Genomic DNA, 26,034 nt, shown 5'->3' with positions numbered 1-26,034 from the left:
CAGCTTCTCCCGGTGCCTTTGAGACGGGGCGCCAGAGTAGCAGAAAACCCCTTCCCACTCAATCGAAAAACCGCCAGCTTGGAGGCCGATCGGGGATATCGCTATTTACTTTACAGGAAAAGAGCCCGGCAACAGCCACCAACTCCTCTCCCCTGTATACCAGTGGCACCCTGTCGCGCAGCCAGGGTTCCAAGCCCCGCTCTTGCAGAATCTTTTTGAGAGTTTGGGAATGGGTACGATCTATTGGCAGTGCGCGTTCTCCACCGCTGCGATAGCGCACCAGGTAATCTGCCTGCGGCCACCCTGTCACCGGCTCCAATACCGCCCCTCCTGGCAGCGCAAGGCTGGAAATACCATCCCAAGCCAAAAGAGTATTCTTACAGGAAGATAGAGGAGCCAGCTTCGGGGTCAGGTAAAGCCGGTCTTGATATCGCCTCACTACCTGCCCCCCCAAATGCACAACCAACTGGGCGTCCTGTGCTGCACCACTCACTTGCGCCAGAGCCTCTTGCAGCGAGACAGATTCTGGTGGCATCCCCCCCTGGCGTTGAACCCAGTATCGCAACAGGTTCTTACGTCTCGCCATACTCAAGGCGGAAAATACTTTCAGGGACAGGCTTTCGCCTAAACGCTCTCGCTTTAGGTCACATGTATTCAGGTCAGCAAGTGCCAACTCCTGTAACAGCTCGACGGATTCCCTGAGGTTATCCACAGCCTGAGCAACCCTCTGCCTAACCGACCAGCGCTCACCAAGCGGAGCCATGATGCGATGACGTAAGAAATTGCGATCCAGGCCTTCATCACTGTTGCTTTCATCATCAATCCAACTGAGGTTATGCTCCCGGGCCCAATCCTCCAGTTCAGCCCGACCAACCTTAAGCAGAGGTCTAAGCAGGGATGCGCCACTCCCCAATGGGCGCCATTTGGCCATACCAGCAAGCCCGAGCACACCGGCACCTCGCAGTAAGCGAAGCAAGAAGGTCTCCGCCTGATCATCCCCATGATGACCGAGCAAAATTTGATCACCTGGGGACATGACATCGCCAAAGGCACGATAACGGGCCAGGCGTGCGTCCTGCTCAAGCCCACCACCCTTCTTATCTACTGCCACGCGAAGCGCTGTAAAAGGGATATTTAGCCCATTGGAAAATGCCTGACAATGGGCCTGCCAGCTGTCCGCGCTTTCACTAAGACCATGGTGTACATGCAAAGCCAGCACCGGAATCTCACATTTATGCAATACGTGAAGAAGCACAGTGGAGTCGAGGCCACCAGAGAACCCCACCCAAAGACGCCCCTGTGCGGGATAGCACTGCAGCGAAGCTTGGATAAGCTCTGGTAGCCGTTTTTGGTAAGTTGAAATTGTCACTGACAGGAGAGCCTGGAAGTAAAATCCGCAACAGTATACCTACCCGGGCAGAAAGTGAGGACCCACCATAACCGTTAAACCACTAACCCACCTCAACAGAAGCAAATTCCTTTACTGACTTCACCTTCATTAAGCCGACGATATTCCGTCGTCGCCACCCCCACCATTCCACTGGAAAAGGAGTTGAAGGTCACGGCCCCTATCAGCAATTCTAATTGTTGTGCTCCTCTTATCCGGCTTCGATTGCCAGCACCTTACAACCCACAGCGCGATCATATTGAATCGTCACATTCTGCCCGTTAGTGTAATACTGTATCTCGCAACCACCATAATTGGTTTAGAAACTCCAGCTGCTGCTATCGGTACTATTGAGCTCGTCGGCCGACACAAGACTCTTAAAGTCTACGGCAATTATTTCGATCCAATTGAAACTCCAACCTCCAAACTCTGCATAAACGCGTAAATTATAATTACCCGCCTCTATTTTGGCGGTGAAGTCGATAGTCAGCCATTTCTGCCAGCCAACGGCCGGTATTGGGGGTGACGGCTCGATCCAATACATTGCACACCGTTTAAATCAACAGATACTGTGGCACCTGAGGGACTGGAAACACGCATATGAACTTTGTAGTTTCCTGTGCTGGGTATTTGTAAATTTTTGTAGGCAAGCCACTCTCCCTGATCAATCCAGCCAACATTGAAGCCGTCGCCACGATCTTTAGTAATTTCTATATCTACGTGATCGTTTTTATAGGCACCCCCGCTGTTACCCGGTGTCCGATCACAAAATCAAGTGTAATCTTCTGCTTGGAATGTAATGATTTGAGTAGGAACGATTAACATACAAAAACAGAAGATTACCAACCTCCAACATAATCATGCTTTTATTTTTTATGAGCATTTACACTACATATTAAATTAATTCATGCAGGAATTGTGTTTTGCTCACAGGCCTGTTAGGCAGATTTCTTTAGCGTACCCCCTCCACAGAGCTTAAGATATTCGTAAACAGTTCGAACTGACGTTGTTATGCCATATTAGATATTGATTTAAGGAACCTCTGAATAAGCGCCGCAAGACCCGTAGGGAAAAATTCCTTGAAGAAATGGACACTTTAGTTCCACAGTCGCGCCTTGCGGAAAAGATCAAGGCGCAGATAAGAGCGAAGGTCGAGCACCCCTTTCGCTACATCAAGCGGGTATTGGGTTATGACAAGGTCCGCTATCGAGGACTGGTAAAAAATACTGAGCGGCTGTGCTTGTTCGCAGGCTTCACTTACTTACTAATAGGGAAAAAATACTTGGCTGCCTAGGGGGGGCGCCCGTGATTCGCCTATTGAGGACTTCTGGTGAAAAATCAGGGAGCTAGTACGCGAAAATTAAGCGTTTGCGCGTAAAAAAGTGAGTTTTATAAGTGATTCAGCTTAATTCTAGAAAAATGCTTCGTTAATCAGAGGTTCCTTAACTTTGTTATTCCTGCACCTCCCTTACCGGCTGGCAAGCTGGTCGGTGAACCGTAACGATCACCACCGGTAAAGCTCCTGCTCGATGCAGAAAAGTCGCCCACCAGTACTCCTCGTTTTCTCCCCTTGATCCGGGTTGATCAAACCTCCCCCCCTGGGAAAAGGCGCAATGTCTTGCCTCAGTCATATTCTCGTAAAGTTCCGTTTTTTTCGTGATACGGGTCTCATATTGCCTCCAATGGCGGCACTTTCATTCGAATTCTCTTTACCCCGTGGCAATTCATCCCTTTCTGCATTGCGACTCCCCATAAGCGATGATATTTTGACAGCGGTGTCATTTTGGCAATCGCATCACCTAACTGCCGATGGCCAACAATAAAAATAACTTGCTCAAGGTAAACCCTATGCAAACGCCTAAATTCCTGACCTGGTCGCAAACTCCATTGATATTTGCTTTAGTCAGTTCGACCGCACTCGCAGTCCCCGGTGTACCCGCCATTAACAATATGGAAACCCGCTTTGCCATTATTGAAGTTGACGACACAGCTACCGCCTACGAGCAGCTGGTGACCATCAAAGACCAGGCTGAAATACCTGTGTCCTGGTCCAAATTTTCAGGCGACGATGCCGACACTGCACAGTATCTGCTCGATGGACAAGTTGTATTCGAGCAGCCAGTAAATGGCGCCGGCAACCAGAGCGGAACTGCCACATTGCAGATCACTGAAGGAGGCCGATACGAACTGCAGGTCGCCCTATGTAACTTCTCCGGTTGCAGCAGTTCAGAAGTAACTGACATCGTCGTAGCTGATACTGACGGGAGCCACTTGGACCCAATCGTGCTCAATGATGGAGAGAATAACCAGCCTTACACTAATACCAGCGGATCTGTTGTGGGTGCTTACTTTGTAGAGTGGGGTGTGTACGGTCGAAAGTTCCCGGTTGACAAAATCCCAGCCTATAACCTCACCCATATCTTGTACGGCTTTATTCCTATTTGTGGCGGCGACGGCATCAACGACAGCCTCAAGGACATTGAAGGCAGCTTCCAGGCACTACAGCGCTCTTGTTCTGGGCGGGAAGATTTCAAAGTTGCTATTCACGACCCATTTGCGGCACTGCAGAAATCACAAGCAGGGCACAGCTGGTCCGATCCCTACAAGGGTAACTTCGGCCAGTTGATGGCGTTGAAGCAGGCCTATCCAGATATCAAGGTACTACCGTCGATCGGTGGATGGACCCTATCCGATCCATTCTACTTCTTTGATGATCCTGAACTTCGTACCCGCTTTGTGGATTCAGTAGAGGAGTTTCTGCGTACCTGGAAATTCTTTGACGGTGTGGACATTGATTGGGAGTACCCTGGTGGCCAGGGCGCGAACCCTAATCTTGGCGATCCCAATACCGATGGTGAAACTTACCGCTTACTGATGAAAGAACTGCGCGCAATGCTGGACCAGCTCGAGCAGGAAACCGGCCGTGAGTACGAGCTCACTTCTGCTATTGGTGCTGGGGCTGACAAGATCGAAGATGTCGATTACTCGAATGTCGAACAGTACATGGATTATCTGTTTTTGATGGCCTATGACTTCTACGGAGCCTGGAGTAACGAGACTCTTGGGCATCAGACGGCGATTTATGCTCCGAGCTGGAATCCGACAGATGACTACAATGCTCATTCCGGTATCCAGACATTGATCGGCGCAGGTGTACCACCGTCAAAGCTGGTGTTGGGTACTGCAATGTATGGTCGCGGTTGGACCGGGGTTACCGGTTGGACGGGTGCTGATCACCTGACAGGAACAGCGACCGGAGCGACTCCAGGCACCTGGGAAGCCGGCATTGTGGACTACCGTGATATTGCCGGGAAGATTGCCAGCGGTGAGTGGCAGGAGCACTACGACAGTACTGCTCAGGGCGCCTATATCTTCAAGGCTGATACCGGTGACCTGATTACCTATGACAATGTCACCTCCGTCATGCAAAAAGGTACTTACGCACGAAGCAATGGTCTCGCAGGTTTGTTTGCCTGGGAAATTGATGCAGACAACGGTGACATACTCAATGCCATGCATGAGAGCCTGGGCCACGATGATGGCATGGCCAATCGAGCACCGTCAGCCAATGCGGGAGTTGATCAGTCTGTGGTGAGCGGTACTTCAGTGACTTTGAATGGTAGTGCTTCCAGTGATCCAGATGGTGATGTTTTGACCTACTCCTGGACTCAGATCGGTACCCCCACAGTACCCCTACAGGGTACGGATAGTGCTTCTCCAGAGTTTACCGCTCCGCAGGTTACTATGGAGACGCAGTTGGAATTTGAACTCACTGTGAGCGATGGTGAGTTATCGAATACCGATAATGTCTTAGTGACTCTGCTACCAGAGGGAGATAATGCGCCCCCCGTCGTTTCCGTCCCAGGCAGTGTCTCTGTTGCTGAAGGAGGGAGTGTCAGTGTTACTGCCAATGCTAGTGACCCCAATGGCGATACGCTTACTTACAACTGGAATGCACCGGGTCTTACTGTAGCCAATGGCGATAGTGCCAGTGCTACCTTCACTGCACCCCAGGTTCAAGCGAATACTGCTTTCACCGCGACAGTGACCGTCAGCGATGGCTTCACCAGTGTCTCTGCCGCAGTGCAGGTGAATGTGACCGATACAGGGGATAGCTGCAACCAGTCCGACCCCAACGCAGATAATTACCCTGCCTGGCAAATGGGGGGCACTTACCTGGGCGGTGACCAGGTAAGCCATCAGAATCTCGTTTGGCAGGCCAAGTACTGGACCCAGATGGAGCCGGGGATAACTGCAGCTGACTGGATACTGGTCAGTGAAGTCGAAATGCCATGGAATGCAACGACCAGTTACAACGGTGGGGACGAAGTAAATCACGGCGATGCCCGTTACCGTGCCAAGTGGTGGACCCAGGGTGACGAACCTGGTGCTTCCACAGTTTGGGAGGAAATTGGTCCTGCAACCTGCAATTGATCACTCTCACAGGGTGGTAACCCGATGTTCCTGGGGCGCTAACGCGCCCCTGACTTAGGGACTTACTGATACTCCTTGTAGCTGGAGAATATGAAAAAGCTTTCCTGAAAGCCTTGACGGCATTTAGGAGGTTAATGGGCTAGCAGGAAAAGTTGTCAAGGATGGTTGTTTACTCTGGGGATCGGCTCCCCAAGGTTACTTTGACAAATTTAATTGTTGATTCAATTTCGTAAAGTGCATCTTCCATGGTTGAACCACTGAGGTTATAAAACTCCTCGACAGATTATGGAAGACAATGCGAGTGCTACAGCGGCCTAGAGGGTGATGCACCTCAGAGTTGAATGCGGGCTTTCAAAATCTCTAAAGGGAATCAAGCTTTTATTTGTAGTAGTTCAGATTTGGCCTGAACCAGTCCATTTTATTGAACCTACTTGACCCCCTCAAATATCTCGCTATTAACTTTTACACTGAACAGTTGCAGTTTTTGCCGCTTCTGGAATCAATTTCACATTGGCCACCGCAATTTCCATAGCGCCTTCACTTTCCAAGCGGAAAACACTGAAAATTTTTCCAAAGTCAGCGCCCGCATTAGCAAAACACCGCAGGTCCACAGAGATACGAGTCCAGTCTTTCAGAGGCATGGTTTTCAAGGCAGAATGTAAAGGTACCTTGGCAATACAGCCCTCACCACAAGTCATCCCGGCAAATACCGGCTTTTCCACCTCCCGGTCAACCCGGATATTTAGGCTAAGAGCAGATTTTTCCTCCAGGTAAATATTCAGGTTCTGCATATATTCTGCAGACAACTCTACGGCTCCAGGACGTAAACCTTTCCACTTGATCAGACGGGCATCCTCCTGAGAGGACATATCAATTGAGGTAACAACGACATTTTCATCATCGTCACTAGCTGTGTAATTACCCGTGACTGGAACTGTCTTGGAATCCCTTTCAACGATATTCAATACCCAGGGAGCCCTGGGACGGGAAACCATTAACCAGGCATCTTCAAGGACTCCCCCAGCAAAATTTTCACTGACTTCAGGCAATTCATTACTCACCAGAGACTCCTCTTTAGCTGTTAAACCATAACCCAACGAGAAAAGTGGCTCATAGTGTTCCTGGTAAGGATTGAGAACGGCTTGGTTAATATACACAGGCCAGCTAAAAGGTAGTTTGCCAGTAAAGTCATAGCGCACCTCACCATTTTCTCCCCTGAACAATACATCTGCTACACCCGCGCCCTCTGAGCCCGGCAACCACGCCGCTACAAAGGCATCTGACGCATTTAGCTCCTTATTCACCCATAGTGGACGTCCAGACAAGAAAACACTGACTATCGACACTTCTTGCTCACGAAGTTTTTTCAGTAGTACCAAATCTTTTTTACCGCCGCGCTGGTATTCAATATTGGTGATATCTCCGTGCCACTCTGCATAGGGATCCTCACCATAAACGACGATCGCTACTCCAGGTGGCTTGCCATTTGCAAAGGTATCAGCCCCGAAAGATCCATCCACACTCAGGATAGCTTCACCACCAGCCGTTTTTACTGCCAAAGCAATCCCTTCATAAATCGAGGTTGCACCGGGAAAATCAGCTCGGGTATTTCCAGTTCCCTGCCAGGAGATAGTCCAACCACCACTTTGCTTGGAAAGGTTGTCCGCCCCGTCTCCCACCACGAGCACATTCTGGTTGGCAGCCAACGGCAGTAGCTGTTCATTGTTTTTTAACAACACCAGAGATTTGCGCACCGCCTCCCGGGCAATCGCGCGATGCTCATTATTTCCTAAAATGCCACCTTTACCAGCCAACGGCATGTTACGCTCAAATAGGCCTGCGCGAAGCTTCACTCGCAAGATACGACGCACCGCATCTTCTAGACGCTCAGGCTGAATTTCACCGCTCTTGGCTTGAGTAAGCGTATTCTTGTAGAGCGCTTTCCAGTCTGCCGGAACCATAAACATATCCAGACCGGCATTAATTGCTGCGGCACAGCTCTCCAAGGTACAACCTGGCACAAAGCTGTGGCCATTCCAGTCGCCTACAACAAAGCCATCAAAGCCCAAACGCCCTTTCAGGACATCTGTCAGCAGATACTTGTGGCCATGCAACTTCTCACCATTCCAACTGTTAAAAGAAGCCATCACAGTCTGCACACCCGCGGGGAGCGCCGTCAGGTAACCAGCCGCGTGCACCTCAGCCAGTTCACGCTCGGGTACCGCATTATCACCCCGGTCTATTCCTCGGGTAGTACCACCATCACCGACAAAGTGCTTGGCAGTGGCTACCAGGTTCTCACCGCGCAAAAAACCCACGCTGCTTTTTATTCCTTGTAGCCCATTAACCATAGCTTTCGCATAATCGGCAACTAGCACAGGATCTTCAGAGTAGCTTTCGTAAGTTCGTCCCCAGCGATCATCGCGAACAACTGCAACTGTTGGTGCAAAGGTCCAGTCAATTCCAGTAACAGCGACCTCGCGAGCTGTCGCACGACCGATACGCTCGATCAAATCTGGATCCCGGGCAGCACCTAAGCCAATATTGTGAGGAAACAGGGTAGCGCCAATTACATTATTGTGACCGTGAACCGCATCGGAACCCCAAATCAGAGGAATAGCGACACCGCCATCGGAGGTGTCCATAGACGCCTCAAAGAAAGCATCCGAGAGTGCCAGCCAATCCTGGGGAGTAGCAAACTTGTCATTGTTCGGGAAAGCACCGCCACCATTGAGTACCGAGCCCAAGTGATAGTTCTTCACATCTTCTGGGGTTACATGGCGAATTTCCGCCTGAATTAACTGGCCTACTTTTTCCTCCAGAGACATGCGAGACATTATTTCATTAATACGCGCTTCCAGTTTTTCATCACGTATGAACGCTGGTGCAAGTACAGGCCAGTTCTCGAGATTGCCACCGCCATCACTTACCAGGGATTCACCTTTTCTTGCCTGGCTCTCATTATTCTGCTGTTGGCAACCAGCAAATACTGACGCACAGAGCACAATACCCAGTGAAAAATTTTTACTAAATTTCACAGATAACTCCCAAGTTTTTCCTATCTTGTTAACCAGCTACTATTTTCCAGCTACCCACTGGTATTGCGGGCTTCAAGCTCAATTTTAGAAAATTGGAAACAGGCTAATTTTATTACTTTTATAAATTTATCGGCTCTGGATAATTACAGAATGTCCAAAATACAAACAGGTAAATATCTGACAACTTTTAACAACCCACTCTAACCAGAAACCGCCTGAAAAGGATGAATTCAACCAAAGTGCAATACTTGACCTGAAGCGCCAATAGAAATCCGATGGACTGGTTCAAAATACGGACAAAGTGGAAATATAGACATACCCTATTCCACTGCCGCGCCGCGTAAAGTTGGAGAAAAAGCACCGTAGTAAACGATGTAGCAATAGCACAACATCGGCACTAAAAATGAAAGTTGAATACCAGCATTATCAGCCAGAACACCCTGCATAAGCGGAATCATCGCTCCTCCGACAATGGCCATACACAACACACCACTGCCCTGGCTGGTATGCCTACCTAAACCACGAAGAGCGAGGCTAAAAATGGTTGGAAACATAATGGAGTTACACAGACCTACAGCAACAATCGCCCAAACTGCCACCAGCCCGGAGAAAAGCATTGCCGCTACAATCAGAACAACCGACCCTAACCCACAGACTGCAAGCATTTTGTTCGCGGGTATATATCGCAATAACAAAGCGCCGGCAAAACGACCTAACATGGCACCTCCCCAGTAATAGGAGACAAAGTGTGCAGCCTCTAAGGGACGCATTTCCGCAACTGAGGGCTCGCCAAAAAAACTGACCAGGAAACTGCCTATAGCCACCTCAGCTCCAACATAGGCAAAAATCGCCACCGCACCCAACGTCAATCTCGGAAAGCGCCATATAGAGAAAACATCACTTTTATTAGCCTCAGCCCCGGGAGCTAATTGATGCCCTGGAATAACGGGCAGGCGTATCCAGGAAAAGAAAGCCACAAGCAGCAACAAGATAACTGCCAGCCAAAAATATGGCTTCTCTACCAGGGCTGCCTCCCGCGCACGGAAGTCAGACAGAGTAACCGCTGTATCCGGATCAGAAGTGATGGAAAAAGCGGTAAAAAAAACAGCTCCGCCAACTATAGGTGCCAACGTGGTACCCAAAGAGTTGAATGCCTGGGTAAGGTTTAATCGACTGGGTGCCGTGCTACTGTGTCCGAGGGCAATAACATAGGGATTTGCCGACACCTGAAGTACTGTAATGCCTGAAGCCAGCACAAATAATCCCAGCAGGAAAACTTCATAGATCTGGAGGCGCGCAGCAGGAATAAATATCAGGCAACCCGCGCAAGCTACTAACAAGCCCAGTACTAACCCTAACTGGTAACCTACTCGCCGTAATAGTAGGCCTGCTGGAACGGATACCAGGAAATAGGCAGCAAAAAAATAAAATTGAACCAGTACTGCGCGGGTATAGCTCAGCTCAAAAACATTTTTGAAGTGGGGCACCAGTACATCATTTAGACCAGTGATAAAGCCCCAAAGTAAAAACAGTGAAGTCAAGGCGGCCAAATTGAAAGGACCTGGAGCCACGGCAGATTGTTCCGAAGCACCAATACCATTTACAGCCATATCGTTCGAGGGAAGCCTCGACCCGGGCAACATCTGGCTCATTAGAAACCAATCCCCAAATCTCTTCTTTATATATCGGCAATGAAACTGTTTATCCTAAACCCTTTTTAGTCGCTTAAGGATAAACAAGGAAAATTAATGCAGCAGAATGGCCTATTCCAGTCATCGACTTTCTTCTTTTGTCCTTGATTCCAATCTAAAATATCGCATCACCATTAAAAATGGTTAACGGGCTTAGGGTATTAACCAGTAAAAATATCATTCAACACGTATATTTGCCTTATGGACCCAGATTGCCGAAAGTTACTTGACTAATCACCCCAAAAAGCGACAAGTAGGACCAATTAAAAGGTAAGCCGGAAAGCTGGCGCTCACCAGCTATGGCGGGGCCCGCCAAGCCAAGGTAGTATCTATTGGATAATAATAAGCGCAATAATCAGCGCCTATCCCGTCATTTTCACAATACTAAATAAACGGGACATCATGCAGTACTCCCCCCGTCAAACTATAGAACTTAACGCTGATGTTCAGTCGACTCGCTGGTTTTGGAAGTTACAGTTGGTCAGCTGGGCCGGCATCCTGCTGGTTACATTTCTCTCACTCACACTATGGCACTCCCCTTCTGAATGGCCGAAATTTGAACCAGCAAACACCGTGTTCCAATGCGCAGTTGCTTTTGTATTGTCGCTATTTCTCAGGCCCATTTTTGATATAGCTTGGGACTCGGAGCTCGCGGTACGAACCGTCATCTACCTGCTCGCTGTAGCAGTAATTTCAGGCATATGGACACTGGTACGAATGGAGGCTTATATCCGACTGAGCGGTGAGCATTCTATCTGGTCCGAATTCGGGGGTTGGTATTACGCCTCACTCTTTGTGTTTTTATTCTGGAGCGCCCTGTACTGTGGAGTGAAATACTATATGCTCCTGCAGGATGAGCACAGGAAAATGCTTGATGTAGCTGCAGTCAACGAACGCGAGCAGCTGCGTAGACTCCGGGCGGAAGCTATTGCCAACGAAGCCCAACTGACGATGCTACGTTATCAATTGAACCCTCACTTCCTTTTTAACACCCTGAACTCCATTAATGCCTTAATTCGCTTTCAGCAAGCCGACGAAGCCCGGGAGATGGTAATCCGGCTAAGCGACTTCCTGCGCCTATCCCTAAAAGAAGGGCCAATGCAAAAAGTAGAATTAGAAAGGGAAATTGAAGCCGTTCTACTCTACCTGGAAATTGAGAAGACCCGGTTTGTCGATCGGCTCAGTGTAGATATCGCTATTGATGAAGAAGTCCGCAAAGCCCGGGTTCCCAGTATGCTACTGCAGCCTTTGGTCGAAAACTCAGTTAAATACGCTATTGCCCCCAATGAAAAAGGTGGAACTATAGCAATTCGCGCCCACCGGTCGGGTAACCGCCTAGTACTGAAAGTCAATGATTCAGGCTGCTCGAATGATTCTCCAGAGCAGCAGAACGGCCACACAACCTCTACCGGCGTTGGATTAAAGAACGTGCGCGAGAGACTCTCCAGCCTCTATCCACAAGACTTCCAAATAAAGCAGTTCCAAAAGACCGGTTGCGGGATGATGGTGCATATTGATATCCCGCTGGAAATTTCCACCTCCCCCATAAACCAGACACAGGGAGAAGCCCTATGAATAATTACACCGTCGTGCTAGTGGATGATGAACCCCTGGCCCTCCGGCTGTTAAAAAGCATGCTTGAGGAGTTTTCCGATATAAAAATTGTTGCCTGCTGCCGAAATGGCAGAGAAGCGCTGCAAGCAGTATCCGATCACACTCCCGACTTGCTGGTGCTGGATGTGCAAATGCCGGGAATGAATGGCTTCGATGTAGTTTATAACCTGCAGGGAGACATTATGCCCCAAATTATATTCGCCACTGCTTTTGATCAATACGCTCTCAAAGCCTTCGAAGTCCACGCAGTAGATTATATACTCAAGCCGTTAGATGGTAAGCGTCTCCGCACAGCCCTGGAACGGGCTCGGCAACGTCTACAACTGGTGAATACCTCTACTAAACATAGCCATCAGACAGAGAAAAACCGGCTGATGCGCTCCATTGACGATACTGTAAACCAGGGTAACGCCCACAGAGGGGCTACTCTGCCTCAAAACGCTTCCAACCGGTTGGCCATCAAAGACCGCGGTAGTATCACTATGGTGAGCCAGCAGGATATTGAGTGGATTGATGCCGCCGGGGATTATATGTGCGTACATGTAAAAGGAGAGACACATGTTATGCGTAGCACTATTAAAGACTTACAGAAAAAATTGTGTCCTAAGAACTTCAAACGTATTCACCGCTCCACACTGGTAAACCTTAACTTTATTGAGCACATTAAGGTTCTTACCAAAGGAGAATATTTTCTCACCTTGACCAGTGGCGCGAAAGTAAAGGTTAGCAGAAACTATCGCTTGCCAATCAAAGAGTTCCTGGAGTCCAATCGGCACAAAAATTTAGCCGCCCCCCAAGCTTCCTAGTATTCTTTTGACAAAAGATAATTCGAGTCCGAGAAATACCGACAGGGATTAGCTGGTATTTCTATCTGTTAATAAAATCGAAATATCTTTACGACAAATAATTTCTTTTTCACATATAGTCAACTTTCCAGCACTTCCGATTACACGCACCTATAAAACGAATCATTCGAAAAACTTACATTCCAGGTGTCAATGTTAACTGCCATATAAGGATTATCAAATTCATATGGGTTTCCCTTACTACAGTAAGCTAGCACTCTCTAGTACTTGGTAAGCAGCATAGGGGCCGGAAATATTCTAAAAATAGCCCCTCTCTTACTTGAGAGGGGCTATTTTTATTAGAGTGATTGCAAGAACATAATTAACGCATTCTTCTCATCCGCCGACATTCGCTCATAAGCTTGTCTCGAATTATTCCCCTCTCCCCCGTGCCACAAAATTGCCTCGTCAAGGGTGCGGGCACGACCATCATGAAGATAACTCTCATCTCCACTAACATCGACTCCCAGCCCAATCCCCCAAAGTGGAGGGGTTCGCCACTCAGAACCTGAAGCTACCCCCTCCGGAAGATTATCTGCTAACTCTGGACCCATATCATGGAGCAATAAATCCGTATAAGGGTGAATTATTTGGTTACGAAGTTCCGCCTTTGGATGATAAGCGCTGGTAACCACGGTAGGCGTATGGCAACTGCTACAGCCAGCATTAGTAAACAACTCTTCACCTTTCAGCACAGTATTGTTGTTCAGGTTTCGGCGTGCACTAACGCCCAATAGTGATACATAGTCGACTAAGTCACTAAGATTCTGTTCATTTAATTCACTACCAACAGCGCCACAGCCTGATTGGGCGCTACCGCAATCAGGTAGCGGAAATATCGAAGTCATTACTCCCATATCGGTATTGAGAGCTGCGGCAACTTGCGAAGCAACACTGGCTTGAGCCGCTTTCCAGCCAAAACGACCAATTCGCTGCTCCCCACTCTGCGGGTCACTGACAACCTGCAAACGACCACTAATACCATCGCCATTACTATCGTCTGGATCCGCTTGGGCCACGATAGCGCTTTCAGGAATTGCTTCCAATAGACCCATGCCTACTAATTGTGGAGCAATACGGACGGAATAATACGCAGGGCTATTTCCACTAAACTTGTAGACTGGGCGGCGTAAGCCGTTATTTTCCACCCACGCGGTGAGAGTAACTGTGGCCTCCGGGCTACCATTGATATTTTTAGGCTGTAATACATGACCTAAAAGTGGATCCGCTTCTCCGCTAACAGAACCCACTTTGACTACATACTGGGATAGATCAGAGCCGGTAGTTGCAGATGGGGCCCGGCCATTTTTTTCATGACAGCTAACGCAGGATCGGTTTATATATTGAGGGCCTAATTTATTGGCAACCTCAATAAGCCCAGGATTTTCACTACTCTCATTGTGGGATCCATCACCAAAATCGCTGTGATGAATTCGACGACCCCGCACAAAGATTTGACCGTTTTGCGGAGCAAGATTCGAAGCCATTTGCATAAAATGGTTATCTGCTTCACCTGAATATTGATAGGGGAGAGTAGTGCCCCCTCCCAACCACCCCTTAGTAGGGATAGGATAGGAATCCTCTCGTTCTGTGGCGGGGTCACCAAAGGTGCCCTTTGCTTCCCAAGGCACCAACCCTCCTTGTCCCACAATATAAAGCACGGTAGATCCATAATAATTGGCCCGGCCATTGGGTGGATTAAGTAAAAACTGACTCACCTCCATTTCCATACGATCGCCAGCTTGAAGGGGGCGACCTTCTTTACTGTTAAAATGGATCGTTGTGCTATACCGGGTTACATCCTCAGGATCGCGGTCTAAAAAGACATTGTGGTAGTACTCAGCAACGGTATTGATTCCCCGATAAAAAGCGCGGAACTCGGGTTGGCCCAACTCCCACTCTGTGATCACGTTGATGGTAATATCATTACCACCCTTTGCAACCCGGTCGATAATCTCAACTTGCGCTGTGCGGTGCTCCCAATAAAAAGTAAGGTAATGGTCATAAGCCTGGAATTGATCTTCCCTGGCATGTCTATCCCGGGCTCTATCAGCAAAACGAGTAATGATCGCATCTCCCGTTTCGATAACCGTATCAGGTTCAAGGGGGGTATCACCGTTAAACAGGGGAACAATGTCACTGCGATCAAACAACTCTGCAAGCCACCAAGTTCCACCTACACCATGACCATTTTGATCACCCTGTTGGGAATCACCAGAAAAGAAATATAAAGGACGGCCATTGTAAGCAGCCTGTTGACTACCATCATCACGTACAATAACGTCTAGGCCAGAAATACCTGAAGCTGCCGCATCATTTACTAACAATGGAGGCCAGCTATCAGAGCACTCAATACTACAATTACTATTTGGTGACCCTAAATCGCCATCAAAAAAGTAGAGCGCATAGCCGGGAAATTCACTGCCTCTACCCCCAACCAGGAAGCCATTCATTATGCTGACTTCAGCTACATCAACCGCCAGCGGACAGCCGTGGATATCTACAGATGTTTCCTGTGGCGTATTAGGGCAGAGATCGACACTATCAACTACGCCGTCACCGTCACCGTCACCGTCACCGTCACCGTCACCGTTGTGAGTATAAATTGCCCACTCAGTAACTTTGGCACAATTACAATCTACATCCCAGTAGGTGAAACGATAGCGGACAACATCACCATTTGAGAGGCCGGTAATATCAAATTTATTTATGCCTCCCGCCTGGGTCATACGGTGATTTAATTGACCAGCGCCATTGAGTGTATAGTGCACATCGGCCCAGCCCTGGCCATTTACAAAAAACCGCGCACTGTTGACATCTTGGGCTTGTATACCTGTATCACTATTTTGCCCATCAGTTTCATCGCCATCGCCATCGCCATGAACATAATCTCGTAAATCACTATCGATAGCACAGTTACACTCTTGATCAAAGTAGGTGAAGCTGTACCTCACCGTGGCACCCAGATGTAAATCATCCAGAAAGAGTGTTTGGCGGTTACCGGATTGTTGCATCCGTACATTTTGTTGCACACCACCATTTACTTGGTAATGCACATCGGCCCAGCTACCGACATTAACAAAAAATTCAGCTGAGCCCTCATCTGTAAATTGAATACCGCCAATTCCATTTTGTATCGCCTGCAAACCCACGGCATGGTTAGCAGCGAGAAAAAACACAGCACAAAAAATGACACCCACCTTAACCGGCTTGCGCAATTGGTTTAAGTACTTGAAAAACAGTTTGGTTGAAAGGTATTGCACTCTAGCCTTCCGAGCATCATAGATATTCATAATTATCTTTCCTTCCCGGTTAATTACTCTTGACTTACTCTTATATTGGAACTTCAACCTACGAAAAATCAAAAAACAGGAAATTTTTCACAAAGCTCTCACGAAAGAAAGCGGCCACACGGAACCAAAATATTTATCCAGAAGCTTCACTCAAAAATTTAATCCAGCTTAGTGTCAAGGTAGGCACAAGAGTTCAATAAAAAATCAATGTCGCATAAAGATAAATCCCACCAATCAATGCATGCGGATAGACATCATTAAACCTACCTTATCAAGGAGCTTAAGCTCGCTTATCTAAATCAACCCTAAGCCTAATATTTTTCTTAGGAACAGAAAAAAGCCGACATAAAATGCCGGCAAAACGAGCTCAGTTGAGAGTATAAAAACAACTTAAGCGCACTTATTTGGCTGGTGTCCGATCACACCGTAGTAAAGGATATACAGATAACAAAAAATCGGTAGGACAAACGCAAGCTGCACACCCACTTGATCGGCAAGTACTCCTTGCAACAATGGCACAACAGCCCCGCCAACTATCGCCTGACATAAAATACCAGACCCTTGACTGGTAGCCGTGCCCAGTTTCGCCAGGGCCAGGCTAAATATTGTCGGGAACATAATGGAGTTACACAAACCAACCGCCAACACAGCATACATTGCGAGATGCCCACTGCCGGTAATCGTGATCATTAGAAGTAAACAAGAGCCAATAGAACAGATAGCCAGCACTTTTCCGGCAGATATATAGTGCATTACCAGCGCACCAGCAAAACGTCCCACCATTGCACCGCCCCAATAAAGGGAAATATAAAATGCGGCTTCGGACTCTTCCAACCCGGCAATAGAGTCCTCCGCTATAAAATTCACCAGAAAGCTACCAATGGATACCTCTGCACCCACGTAAAGAAATATGGCTACAGCACCAAGTACCAAGTGGCGATGGTTCCAAGCCGACCCGGTAATCTCTTCAGGTTCGGGCAGCCTGTTGGCACTGACGATATTAGGTAGTTTCAGGTATCCAAATACAATTGCCAACAATGCCAGGGCCACGGCCAATATCAAATAGGGGATTTCTACGGAAGTGGCGCCGACGGCACCAGCAGCAACACCTGCAGCGGGAAGAATTAACAGCGCCCCAAATTGTGGAGCCACAGTTGTTCCCAAAGAATTAAATGCCTGGGTCATTGTTAAACGACTGGCAGCAGTACTCTCTTTACCTAGCACAGCGACATAAGGGTTTGCCGACACCTGCAAAATGGTAATACCAGAGGCCAAAATAAAAAGCGCCCCCAGAAATAGCGCATAGGTTTCCATACGCCCAGCGGGAATAAATATTAGACATCCAATTACCGAAACAGCTAACCCAGTTACTATCCCTTTTTGGTAACCGATACGAGAAAGTAAAAAACCAGCAGGTAAGGAAACCAGGAAATAGGCCCCAAAGAAACAGAACTGCACTAACATTGCCTGGGTATAACTCAGACTAAATATTTCTTTGAGGTAGGGAATCAGAATATCATTCAAACAGGTAATAAACCCCCACAAAAAAAACAGGGAGGTTAAAGCCACCAACGCAAAACTATTTCCAGGTTTTTCACCAGCTTGCAACTGCTCGGTATCCGTTGCTGTATTACTCTGCAAAATTGCCATAATTATTGTTCCACAGACCTCAGCAATATCGCCCACCCATAGCTGGAGATCATTGCCAATCAAACCACTCATTATTCTTCCAGCTTTCTAACATGGAGCTACATCAACTCCGCAGGTCTTTTCGATAAGGGGGGTTAAAACAGGGGCAATGTGGACACGCAGGTAACTATTCCGCTAGCCATACCCAGCTGCTTAAGAAAAGCGCTCAAAAGCAATTGAAACCAGCAAGTTAAGGAGCAGATCGTTTGGAGGAAGACAAAACCAGCGGCTTAATGTCTTGGGAAACAGTCAAAAGACAACGCCCAGTTGCAAGCTGAGAAGCTAGCTAAGGGTCATTAACTGAGGAAAAAAAGAAGGGGAAGGTCTGTAGCCGGCCCTCGATTCTCCAGTAAGACGCCGGCCACAAAACTCTTTTCTTAAGGGGTTAGGAAACGATATTACCGTAGCTCATCAGGCGCTGATAACGTTTCTCCAACAATTCATCAATTGGAATACTGCTCAGCTGATCCAGCTGTTCACCGAGACGCTCTCTCAGACTCAAAGCCATGGCATCGGGGTCGCGGTGTGCACCACCGAGGGGCTCGGGAATTGTTTCATCTACGATACCCAGCTCTTCCAGCACACTGGAGGTCACCCCCATAGCCTCAGCAGCTAACGGGGCTTTTTCCACCGTTTTCCAGATAATATTGGCGCAGCCCTCCGGGGAGATCACAAAGTAAGTGGAGTATTGCAGCATATTGAGCTGGTCTCCCACGCCAATAGCCAATGCACCACCTGAAGAGCCTTCACCAATCACGGTACAAATAATCGGCGTGCGCAAACGGGACATCACAGCTAAATTCTGGGCGATGGCTTCACTAATACCGCGCTCTTCACTATCAATACCGGGGTAAGCTCCCGGGGTATCAATCAGGGTGAGCACCGGCATTTTGAAGCGCTCGGCCATTTCCATGATACGCAGAGCCTTGCGGTAACCCTCTGGTTTCGGCATACCAAAATTGCGCGCAACTTTTTCATTGACGGAGCGGCCTTTCTCTTCCCCAATCACCGCCACCGGTTTGCCGTTTAGGCGGGCGATACCGGCAATAATTGCCTTATCGTCGCCAAAGTGGCGATCGCCATGCAGCTCATCCCAGTCGGTAAATAAGCGTTCTATATAGTCCTTGGAATAGGGACGCTGTGGGTGACGCGCTACCTGCACAACCTGCCAGGGGGTGAGCTCAGAGTAGATAGACTCAGTCAGGTTTCTGCTTTTTTCCCTCAGCCGGGTAACCTCTTCGGCAATATTCAGTTCGTTGTCGTCACCGACCAGCTGCAACTCTTTAATTTTGCTTTCCAGCTCTGCAATTGGCTGCTCAAACTCGAGAAAGTTGAAATTCATGAAATCTGCGCCTTTAACTCTTTCCAACGCCACCGGGCATTCACAGCGGCATAGCTTAACTGTACAGAACCGACCAGTCGAGTCCGGTGGACTTTAACGCCTTTCAGCGTATTGAAGCGCCACCTGCTCTCTTCCCAACAACTCTCGCAGGGACTGAACCATCTGGTCATTCGGCTCAACATTCCACTCGGGTGGAAGGCGGTAGAGACCTCGCGCATCGTGACGCACGACTTCCAGGCTGACCCTGCATTTACCACCGGTATAAGGCTGCAAGCAGGAGGCCAATCGTTTTGCCAAACCCGGCGTCGCAGTGCCACTGACAACCTGTAAACGCAAACCACTCACGCTGCTCTGGCGCAATTCATCCAGAGTTGACACTCCATTGACCGTCATTTTCAGACCGCCACTGTAATCATCATTCGCCACAGGCCCGTCCAACACCAGCAGCGCATCCTTGGCTAACTTTTCCCGATGCTCACCAAAAGCCTCGCTGAACATAGCCGCCTCAATACGACCACTGCGGTCGTCCAGGGTGACAATTGCCATGGAGTCGCCACGCTTGGTCTTCATCACTCGCAAAGCGACAACCAACCCCGCCACTTTTTGCGATTCGCGCCCCGGCTTCAGGTCGGCAATGCGCGCCTTAACCAAGTGCTGCAGCTCATCAGCGTACTCATCAATAGGGTGGCCCGTCAGGTAAAGTCCCAGAGTATTTTTTTCACCCTCCAGGCGCTCACGAATACTCCAGCAACGGGTGCGACGAAAATCTTCGTAAACATCACCATCGGATGCCTGGGGTACCACTTCACCAAAAAGGTCCATCATGCCTGCATTGGCATTGGCCTTTTGCTGTTCAGCAGCCTTCACTGCCTCGTCCAGGGCGTTAAACAGCACCGCACGAGAATAATCCAGACCATCATTGCCGCCGGTATCCGGCCCAATACTGTCTAGAGCACCAGAGCGAACCAACGCCTCCAGAGCACGCTTGTTTACCTTGCGAGGATCAACCCGCGAGCAGAAGTCGAACAGATCACTAAAGGGCCCACCCTCCTCCCGCGCCGCGATAATATTCTCGATAGGCCCCTCTCCAAGCCCTTTAATGGCACCAAGACCGTAGATAATTCGGTTGTCGATATCCACCGAGAACTGGAAGCTACCCAGGTTCACATCGGGCGGCACCAACACCAGCTCCATGGCACGGCACTCTTCGATAAAGGTCACCACCTTATCGGTCTTATCCATATCCGAAGACATGGTCGCAGCCATAAACTGGGCTGGGTAGTGCGCTTTCAGCCAGGCAGTCTGATAAGACACCAAGGCGTAAGCTGCCGAGTGAGACTTGTTAAAACCGTAACCCGCGAACTTCTCTACCAGGTCGAAGATCTTAATCGCAAGTTCGGGGTCAATTCCTTGCTCTTTTGCCCCATTTTCAAAAGTGGCCCTCTGTTTGGCCATTTCCTCCGGTTTCTTTTTACCCATTGCCCGGCGCAGCAGGTCAGCGCCACCAAGGGTATACCCCGCCAACTCCTGGGCGATCTGCATGACCTGTTCCTGGTAAACGATTACCCCGTATGTGGGCTCCAGGATCGGCTTTAACTTTTCATGCTGGTATTTGGCATCCGGGTAGGCCACCTGGGCGCGACCGTGCTTCCGGTTAATAAAGTCGTCCACCATGCCCGATTGCAGCGGACCCGGACGGAACAGGGCCACCAGGGCGATCATATCTTCCAGGTTGTCCGGCTGTAGGCGCTTGATCAGATCCTTCATACCCCGGGATTCCAACTGGAACACCGCTGTAGTTTCTGCCCGCTTGAGCATCTTGAAGGTTTCATCATCGTCCAGCGGCAGCGCGGCGATATCCAGAGGTTCCAACCCCTCGCGCGCGCGCGTCTCATCCACCATGCGCTTGGCCCAGTCGATAATGGTCAGTGTCCGCAGGCCGAGGAAGTCGAACTTCACCAGGCCGGCATCTTCCACATCGTTTTTATCGAACTGGGTTACCAGGCCAGCGCCGGTCTCATCACAATAAAGCGGAGCAAAATCAGTGAGCTTGGTGGGGGCGATAACCACACCACCGGCGTGCTTGCCCACATTGCGCGAAACCCCTTCCAGCTGCAGGGCCATCTCCCAGATTTCCTGGCCCTCATCGTCACTTTCCAGGAACTCCCTGAGTACATCCTCCTGATCGTAGGCCTTCTGCAATGTCATACCCACATCGGGGGGGATCATCTTAGACAGCTTGTCGGCTAGGCCGTAGGACTTGCCCTGCACCCGCGCCACATCACGCACCACTGCCTTTGCAGCCATGGTGCCGAAAGTAATAATCTGGCTCACCGCCTGGCGGCCGTAGTTATCCGCTACATAACCAATAACCCGGTCGCGCTTCTCCATACAGAAGTCGATATCGAAGTCGGGCATCGAAACCCGTTCCGGATTGAGGAATCGCTCAAACAGCAGATCGTATTGCAGCGGGTCAAGATCGGTAATATCCAGAGAGTAGGCCACCAGGGAGCCTGCACCGGAACCACGCCCCGGCCCCACCGGGATATCGTGGTCCTTGGCCCACTGGATAAAGTCCATCACGATCAGGAAATAGCCGGGGAATCCCATCTGGATGATGATATCCAGTTCAAAACGCAGGCGATCCTCATACACTTGGCGCCGCTGGGCGTAATCGGCAGCGGTCTTATCCAGGATCTTCTCCAGTCGCCGCTCCATCCCCTCATAGGACACCTTCTCAAAGAACTGGTCTTCAGTCATACCCTCGGGAATCGGGTACTCAGGCAGGAAGTACTTACCCAGCTGAATCGGTGCGGAACAGCGTTTAGCGATCTCTACAGTATTTTGCAAAGCTTCGGGAATATCGCTGAACAGCTCCCACATTTCTTCCGATGTGCGGAAATACTGCTCGGCGGAATAACGGCGCTCACGGCGTGGATCATCAAGAGCACGGCCTTCATGGATGCATACACGCACTTCATGGGCCTCAAACTCACTCTCTTCCATAAAGCGCACGTCGTTAGTGGCAACCACAGGTAAATTCAGGGCCCGGGCCAATTCCACTGCAGCGTGCAGGTAATCTTCATCCCCGGCGCGACCAGTGCGCTGCAGCTCCAGGTAATAGCGACCAGGGAATAGTTCCGCCCATTCACTGGCCAGTTCCTCAGCCTGAGCACGGCGTCCGGCAACCAGGGCGCGGCCCACATCGCCGTACTTGGCCCCGGACAACATGAGCACCCCTTCGCTGTACTCTTTCACCCATTCACGTTTGATATAGGCATTGCCGTGGTACTGCCCTTCCATCCAGGCGCGGGAAATCAGTTCAGTGATATTGCGATAGCCATCGCCGTTCATGGCATAGAGGGTGATCAGCGTAGGCTTACCCTCGCCGCCCTCACTGAGCCAGAAATCTGCAGCAGTTATAGGTTTAATGCCGGACCCGAGGCAGGCCCGGTAGAATTTTATCTGGCCATACAGATTGCACTGATCGGTAAGAGCCAGGGCAGGCATTTCGAGCTCCTGCGCTCGTGCAACTGCCGGCTTAATACGTACCAGGCCATCAATCAGAGAGAATTCAGAGTGGATTCTTAAATGGACAAAAGGTTGGGTCATATTCGCGTTTGATTCCAGGCCCTGCGGAGCTAGGCCCCCGCAAAGCGCATTCAATGATTTACCAGAGTCGGCCCATTTGCCGCGCTCGCTCGGTGCAGAGCTTCAGAACTGCACGGCGCTCATCGTTGCTCATGGAGCCCCAACGACTGATTTCCATACCACTGCGAAAGCAACCCTCGCAAACATCTTGGTCGTTGAGTGCACATACGGAAATACAGGGGGACTTAACCGGGTGCTCTTCAGGCACCGCAGTTTTTACAGATTGTTCAGACATCCTCAGCCTCGAGCAGAGCCAACTCGCTGGCAAAATATTTACCGTTGGCCGCATAGTGATCGCTGCTGGCTTTCAGCAGCGCATAGGCAGCGGGATCGAGAGTTTTTATCACCTTACCGGGAGTACCCACAACCATCGAATAGTCGGGAATCACCGTGCCCTCGGTCACCAGCGCATTGGCGCCGATAATACAGCACTTACCGATTTTGGCCCGGTTTAAGATCACGGCGTTGATACCTATCAAGCTGTAATCACCAATATCACAGCCGTGCAGCATCACTTTATGGCCTACGGTGACACCGGTACCGATTGTCAACGGCGTACCCGGATCGGCGTGCAGCACAGAGCCATCCTGCACATTACTATTTTCACCGATGGTGATCTGCGCACAGTCACCACGCACCACCGCATTAAACCACACAGAGCTGTTCGCAAGCATACGCACATCGCCAATCACATGGGCACCGGGCGCGATATAGTGGCCCTCACCTTCCAGTTGCGGCTGTTTATCCCCCAATCTGTACAGCATTTGGCCTCCGGCTCAATATGATTATGAACCGCTTATTATCCCGCGCCAAAGGGTCTATGGCTAGCAGGTGGCACTTGTGCTTTTCACTTTCCGGGCACTAAAGTAACTCACCCTGACTTACAAAGTTGGCTCCTTCCAGCTTCAAAAGCCGAGCCTTCAGTGGCAGGCCTCCGGCATAACCGGTAAGGCTGCCATTCGCACCAATTACCCGGTGACAGGGAATTATCACCGCTACCGGGTTGGCACCATTGGCCCGCGCTACCGCGCGAATAGCACGAGGCTGCCCTAAGAGCTGTGCCTGCTGGCTATAACTGCGGGTCTCACCAAAGGGAATCTGCAACAGGGCGTCCCATACTCGCCGTTGGAATTCGGTCCCCCGCGGGGCCAGGGGCAGATCGAAATTTTTCCGCTTCCCGGCAATATATTCTCGCAACTGCTGAGCAGCTTTTTCGATAAGATCAGAGGTTTCTCTTTTCCAACCCGGCCCAGCGCGAAGCGGGCGCTCACTATCGCAAAACTGCAACGAAACAATACCCCTGGCTTCACCCTCATTTACCTGACCAGAGGCCGCTATGGCAACTTCACCCAGTTCTGTGGTGTAACTCTCATAAAAAATCATTTCTGCTCTCCAGATTTCAGGGACTGCCACAGCAGGATTGCCCCGTAAGCCCGCCAGGGCCTCCACTTTTCAGCCCTCGCCAGGGCTTCTTTTGGTTTTGCCTTTAGACCTTTACTGCCCAGTGCTTGCAGGATTCCCAGGTCTGAAGATGGGAAGGCATCCGGCATGGATAGCCCGCGCATGGCAATGTATTGTGCTGTCCAATCGCCGATACCCGGCAATGCAGTGACCTGCGTACACCAATCCTCCAGGGACTGCTCGCCAAAATTAACCCGGCCATCAAGTGTTGCGTCAACAAACTCTCGCAAAGTATTGGCCCGGGTACGTGTCAGCCCCAAGCCGGTAAAATCCGCCTCAGCAAGTTGTTTTGCAGTGGGAAACAGGAACCTCTCAACTCCAGAGTCATCCACAAAGGACTCCCCATAGCGAGCCACCAGGCGCCCCGCAATCGTGGTAGCCGCTGCCACACTGATTTGCTGCCCAAGTATTGCCCGCAAAGCGTATTCAAATGGGTCCCAGGCTCCGGGTAAGCGCAGGCCCGGTCGCTGTGCCAGCTGTCTCTTCAGCAAGGGGTCTTCATTTAACACTGCCTGGATCTCCGCTGTATCAGCATCCAGGTCAAACAATCGACGAAGACACTGATTAAGCAGGTACAAGCCGGTACCACCCTCCTGCCCGGATACCTCCACTACCAAGCGGTTTCTCTCTGGATCGTGGGTCACCCGCATCACTCCACGCCCCCCCTCCAACGCAAAACTGCGTAAATACTCGCAGTCCCTTACCTGCTCTACCCCCGTCAGGGCTCTGGTACGGAGGAATGCCAGTAATTGCTGCCAATCCAATGGTGGGCGGTAATCGAGATAGAGCCGTACTTTTGTAGAAACACCACATTTCAGCCGCTTATTATGGCCCTCCCTGCGCACCTCGGATGGTGTGCGTTGGTAAATCTGTTTAAACACACCATTAAATCGACGCAAGCTGTTAAATCCCGATTCATAAGCAATTTCTGCTACCGGCAAATTGGTATCACGCAATAAACGAAAGGCAAAAAGCGCCCGCTCAGTCTGCCATACCGACAAAGGGCTCACGCCCAAGTGCTCAGCAAACAAACGTCGTAGGTAACGGCTGCTGACCCCAAGGCGCTCCGCCAGCCGTTCCACTGAATGAGGCTCCCGTTCGCTGCGCATCAACTTCAGTGCCCGCTGTACGGTAGTAGAGACCAGTTCCCAGGCCGGACTGCCTGGGGCAGAGTCTGGCCGGCAGCGTAAACAGGGCCTGAAACCAGCACTCGCGGCCTCTGCCGCAGTGGCAAAGTAAGTAACGTTCTGCTCGAGGGGGGGGCGTGCGGGGCAGATGGGACGGCAAAAAATCCCGGTGGTTTTCACCGCTGTAAAAAAACGTCCATCGAAACGACGATCGCGAGCCAGTCGCGCACTGGAGCAAACTGCAGCATCAATTTTCATAAACCCCTCCCGTTTCTGACTACCAGTGTATGGATTCCACGCCCATGGAACTAGTCAAAAACGGAACTGGCCATTTATAAAAGACTGACTAACTGGTCTCACTCAATTGGAAGCAGGCTTATATCAGTAGCAATAACGGCAGTAACACTTGCGCAGAGAATGCATAAATTTTTTCGCTTACTGGAAAAAATCAGGCTAAAGCAT

The 26,034-nt window shown here is 50.0% G+C and carries 17 protein-coding genes; 4 read left to right on the top strand and 13 right to left on the bottom strand.

The annotated features are described in order from the left end of the window. Window positions 1-58: 58 nt before the first annotated feature. The 3 genes from tilS to ACJJJB_RS03705 form a co-directional block, all read right to left on the bottom strand. On the bottom strand, window positions 59-1,369 hold the full coding sequence (gene tilS, locus ACJJJB_RS03715; protein WP_445365762.1) for a tRNA lysidine(34) synthetase TilS: 1,311 nt from the start codon (window positions 1,367-1,369) through the stop codon (window positions 59-61). Between the two features lie 337 nt (window positions 1,370-1,706). After that, window positions 1,707-1,931, bottom strand: coding sequence for a carbohydrate-binding protein (locus tag ACJJJB_RS03710; RefSeq protein ID WP_444945420.1), 225 nt, complete (start codon window positions 1,929-1,931; stop codon window positions 1,707-1,709). Beyond that, entirely contained in the window at window positions 1,874-2,056 is a 183-nt protein-coding gene (locus ACJJJB_RS03705) for a carbohydrate-binding protein (RefSeq protein ID WP_353375457.1), read from the bottom strand. The genes ACJJJB_RS03710 and ACJJJB_RS03705 overlap by 58 nt, the downstream gene beginning before the upstream one ends. A gap of 418 nt (window positions 2,057-2,474) precedes the next feature. Between ACJJJB_RS03705 and ACJJJB_RS03700 the strand changes: the two genes are divergently transcribed. Together ACJJJB_RS03700 and ACJJJB_RS03695 are read left to right on the top strand one after the other, a co-directional pair. Continuing rightward, window positions 2,475-2,681, top strand: a complete 207-nt coding sequence (locus tag ACJJJB_RS03700) for a transposase (protein WP_020411727.1) — start codon at window positions 2,475-2,477, stop codon at window positions 2,679-2,681. 554 nt (window positions 2,682-3,235) lie between these two features. Beyond that, a complete protein-coding gene (locus tag ACJJJB_RS03695) occupies window positions 3,236-5,821 on the top strand; it encodes a glycosyl hydrolase family 18 protein (RefSeq protein WP_051089467.1) in 2,586 nt (861 codons plus the stop codon). 455 nt (window positions 5,822-6,276) lie between these two features. Here ACJJJB_RS03695 and ACJJJB_RS03690 read toward each other — a convergent pair whose 3' ends face one another. After that, on the bottom strand, window positions 6,277-8,859 hold the full coding sequence (locus tag ACJJJB_RS03690; RefSeq protein WP_444945421.1) for a glycoside hydrolase family 3 protein: 2,583 nt from the start codon (window positions 8,857-8,859) through the stop codon (window positions 6,277-6,279). Between the two features lie 320 nt (window positions 8,860-9,179). Continuing rightward, window positions 9,180-10,511: a sugar MFS transporter gene (locus ACJJJB_RS03685; RefSeq protein ID WP_353374962.1), complete on the bottom strand. Its 1,332-nt coding sequence runs from the start codon at window positions 10,509-10,511 to the stop codon at window positions 9,180-9,182. Window positions 10,512-10,952: 441 nt separating this feature from the next. Here ACJJJB_RS03685 and ACJJJB_RS03680 point away from each other — a divergent pair, with 441 nt between their 5' ends. Both ACJJJB_RS03680 and ACJJJB_RS03675 read left to right on the top strand, forming a co-directional pair. Next, the gene (locus ACJJJB_RS03680; RefSeq protein WP_020411723.1) at window positions 10,953-12,125 is read left to right on the top strand and encodes a sensor histidine kinase; all 1,173 of its coding nucleotides are present in this window, start codon (window positions 10,953-10,955) and stop codon (window positions 12,123-12,125) included. Beyond that, window positions 12,122-12,970 (top strand): LytR/AlgR family response regulator transcription factor, encoded by an 849-nt coding sequence (locus tag ACJJJB_RS03675; protein WP_020411722.1) that lies wholly within the window; start codon window positions 12,122-12,124, stop codon window positions 12,968-12,970. Before ACJJJB_RS03680 ends, ACJJJB_RS03675 begins: the two co-directional genes overlap by 4 nt. A 338-nt stretch (window positions 12,971-13,308) precedes the next feature. On the opposite strand, the gene ACJJJB_RS03670 is transcribed toward ACJJJB_RS03675, so the two are convergent. The 8 genes from ACJJJB_RS03670 to ACJJJB_RS03635 all read right to left on the bottom strand — a co-directional run bounded on the left by ACJJJB_RS03670 (window position 13,309) and on the right by ACJJJB_RS03635 (window position 25,830). Then, the gene (locus tag ACJJJB_RS03670) at window positions 13,309-16,302 is read right to left on the bottom strand and encodes a di-heme oxidoredictase family protein (RefSeq protein ID WP_445365761.1); all 2,994 of its coding nucleotides are present in this window, start codon (window positions 16,300-16,302) and stop codon (window positions 13,309-13,311) included. A gap of 390 nt (window positions 16,303-16,692) precedes the next feature. Further along, window positions 16,693-18,024, bottom strand: a complete 1,332-nt coding sequence (locus tag ACJJJB_RS03665) for a sugar MFS transporter (protein WP_445365760.1) — start codon at window positions 18,022-18,024, stop codon at window positions 16,693-16,695. Window positions 18,025-18,376: 352 nt separating this feature from the next. Continuing rightward, the gene (locus tag ACJJJB_RS03660) at window positions 18,377-19,333 is read right to left on the bottom strand and encodes an acetyl-CoA carboxylase carboxyltransferase subunit alpha (RefSeq protein ID WP_020411720.1); all 957 of its coding nucleotides are present in this window, start codon (window positions 19,331-19,333) and stop codon (window positions 18,377-18,379) included. A 93-nt stretch (window positions 19,334-19,426) separates the two neighbouring features. After that, window positions 19,427-22,945: a DNA polymerase III subunit alpha gene (gene dnaE, locus ACJJJB_RS03655; protein WP_445365759.1), complete on the bottom strand. Its 3,519-nt coding sequence runs from the start codon at window positions 22,943-22,945 to the stop codon at window positions 19,427-19,429. Between the two features lie 58 nt (window positions 22,946-23,003). Next, window positions 23,004-23,219 carry a DUF1289 domain-containing protein gene (locus tag ACJJJB_RS03650; protein WP_020411718.1) on the bottom strand — a complete coding sequence of 72 codons (216 nt, stop codon included), beginning with the start codon at window positions 23,217-23,219 and terminating at the stop codon, window positions 23,004-23,006. Then, window positions 23,212-23,748: a gamma carbonic anhydrase family protein gene (locus ACJJJB_RS03645; RefSeq protein WP_282951260.1), complete on the bottom strand. Its 537-nt coding sequence runs from the start codon at window positions 23,746-23,748 to the stop codon at window positions 23,212-23,214. Before ACJJJB_RS03645 ends, ACJJJB_RS03650 begins: the two co-directional genes overlap by 8 nt. 97 nt (window positions 23,749-23,845) lie before the next feature. Next, window positions 23,846-24,367 (bottom strand): methylated-DNA--[protein]-cysteine S-methyltransferase, encoded by a 522-nt coding sequence (locus ACJJJB_RS03640; protein WP_445365758.1) that lies wholly within the window; start codon window positions 24,365-24,367, stop codon window positions 23,846-23,848. Further along, window positions 24,364-25,830, bottom strand: coding sequence for a DNA-3-methyladenine glycosylase 2 family protein (locus ACJJJB_RS03635; protein WP_445365757.1), 1,467 nt, complete (start codon window positions 25,828-25,830; stop codon window positions 24,364-24,366). The genes ACJJJB_RS03640 and ACJJJB_RS03635 overlap by 4 nt, the downstream gene beginning before the upstream one ends. Window positions 25,831-26,034: the final 204 nt, after the last annotated feature.

The sequence above is a fragment of the Microbulbifer variabilis genome (genome assembly GCF_052468405.1).
The sequence above is the reverse complement of the archived record's forward strand: the minus strand, read 5'-3'. Positions and strand labels throughout refer to the sequence as shown.

Coding starts and splice junctions, on each gene's coding strand:
- ACJJJB_RS03670 (WP_445365761.1), bottom strand. CDS start 16,302: ATGAATATCTATGATGCTCGGAAGGCTAGAGTGCAATACCTTTCAACC.
- ACJJJB_RS03700 (WP_020411727.1), top strand. CDS start 2,475: ATGGACACTTTAGTTCCACAGTCGCGCCTTGCGGAAAAGATCAAGGCG.
- ACJJJB_RS03675 (WP_020411722.1), top strand. CDS start 12,122: ATGAATAATTACACCGTCGTGCTAGTGGATGATGAACCCCTGGCCCTC.
- ACJJJB_RS03660 (WP_020411720.1), bottom strand. CDS start 19,333: ATGAATTTCAACTTTCTCGAGTTTGAGCAGCCAATTGCAGAGCTGGAA.
- ACJJJB_RS03685 (WP_353374962.1), bottom strand. CDS start 10,511: ATGAGCCAGATGTTGCCCGGGTCGAGGCTTCCCTCGAACGATATGGCT.
- ACJJJB_RS03635 (WP_445365757.1), bottom strand. CDS start 25,830: ATGAAAATTGATGCTGCAGTTTGCTCCAGTGCGCGACTGGCTCGCGAT.
- ACJJJB_RS03650 (WP_020411718.1), bottom strand. CDS start 23,219: ATGTCTGAACAATCTGTAAAAACTGCGGTGCCTGAAGAGCACCCGGTT.
- ACJJJB_RS03665 (WP_445365760.1), bottom strand. CDS start 18,024: ATGAGTGGTTTGATTGGCAATGATCTCCAGCTATGGGTGGGCGATATT.
- ACJJJB_RS03710 (WP_444945420.1), bottom strand. CDS start 1,931: ATGTATTGGATCGAGCCGTCACCCCCAATACCGGCCGTTGGCTGGCAG.
- ACJJJB_RS03695 (WP_051089467.1), top strand. CDS start 3,236: ATGCAAACGCCTAAATTCCTGACCTGGTCGCAAACTCCATTGATATTT.
- ACJJJB_RS03645 (WP_282951260.1), bottom strand. CDS start 23,748: ATGCTGTACAGATTGGGGGATAAACAGCCGCAACTGGAAGGTGAGGGC.
- ACJJJB_RS03640 (WP_445365758.1), bottom strand. CDS start 24,367: ATGATTTTTTATGAGAGTTACACCACAGAACTGGGTGAAGTTGCCATA.
- ACJJJB_RS03680 (WP_020411723.1), top strand. CDS start 10,953: ATGCAGTACTCCCCCCGTCAAACTATAGAACTTAACGCTGATGTTCAG.
- dnaE (WP_445365759.1), bottom strand. CDS start 22,945: ATGACCCAACCTTTTGTCCATTTAAGAATCCACTCTGAATTCTCTCTG.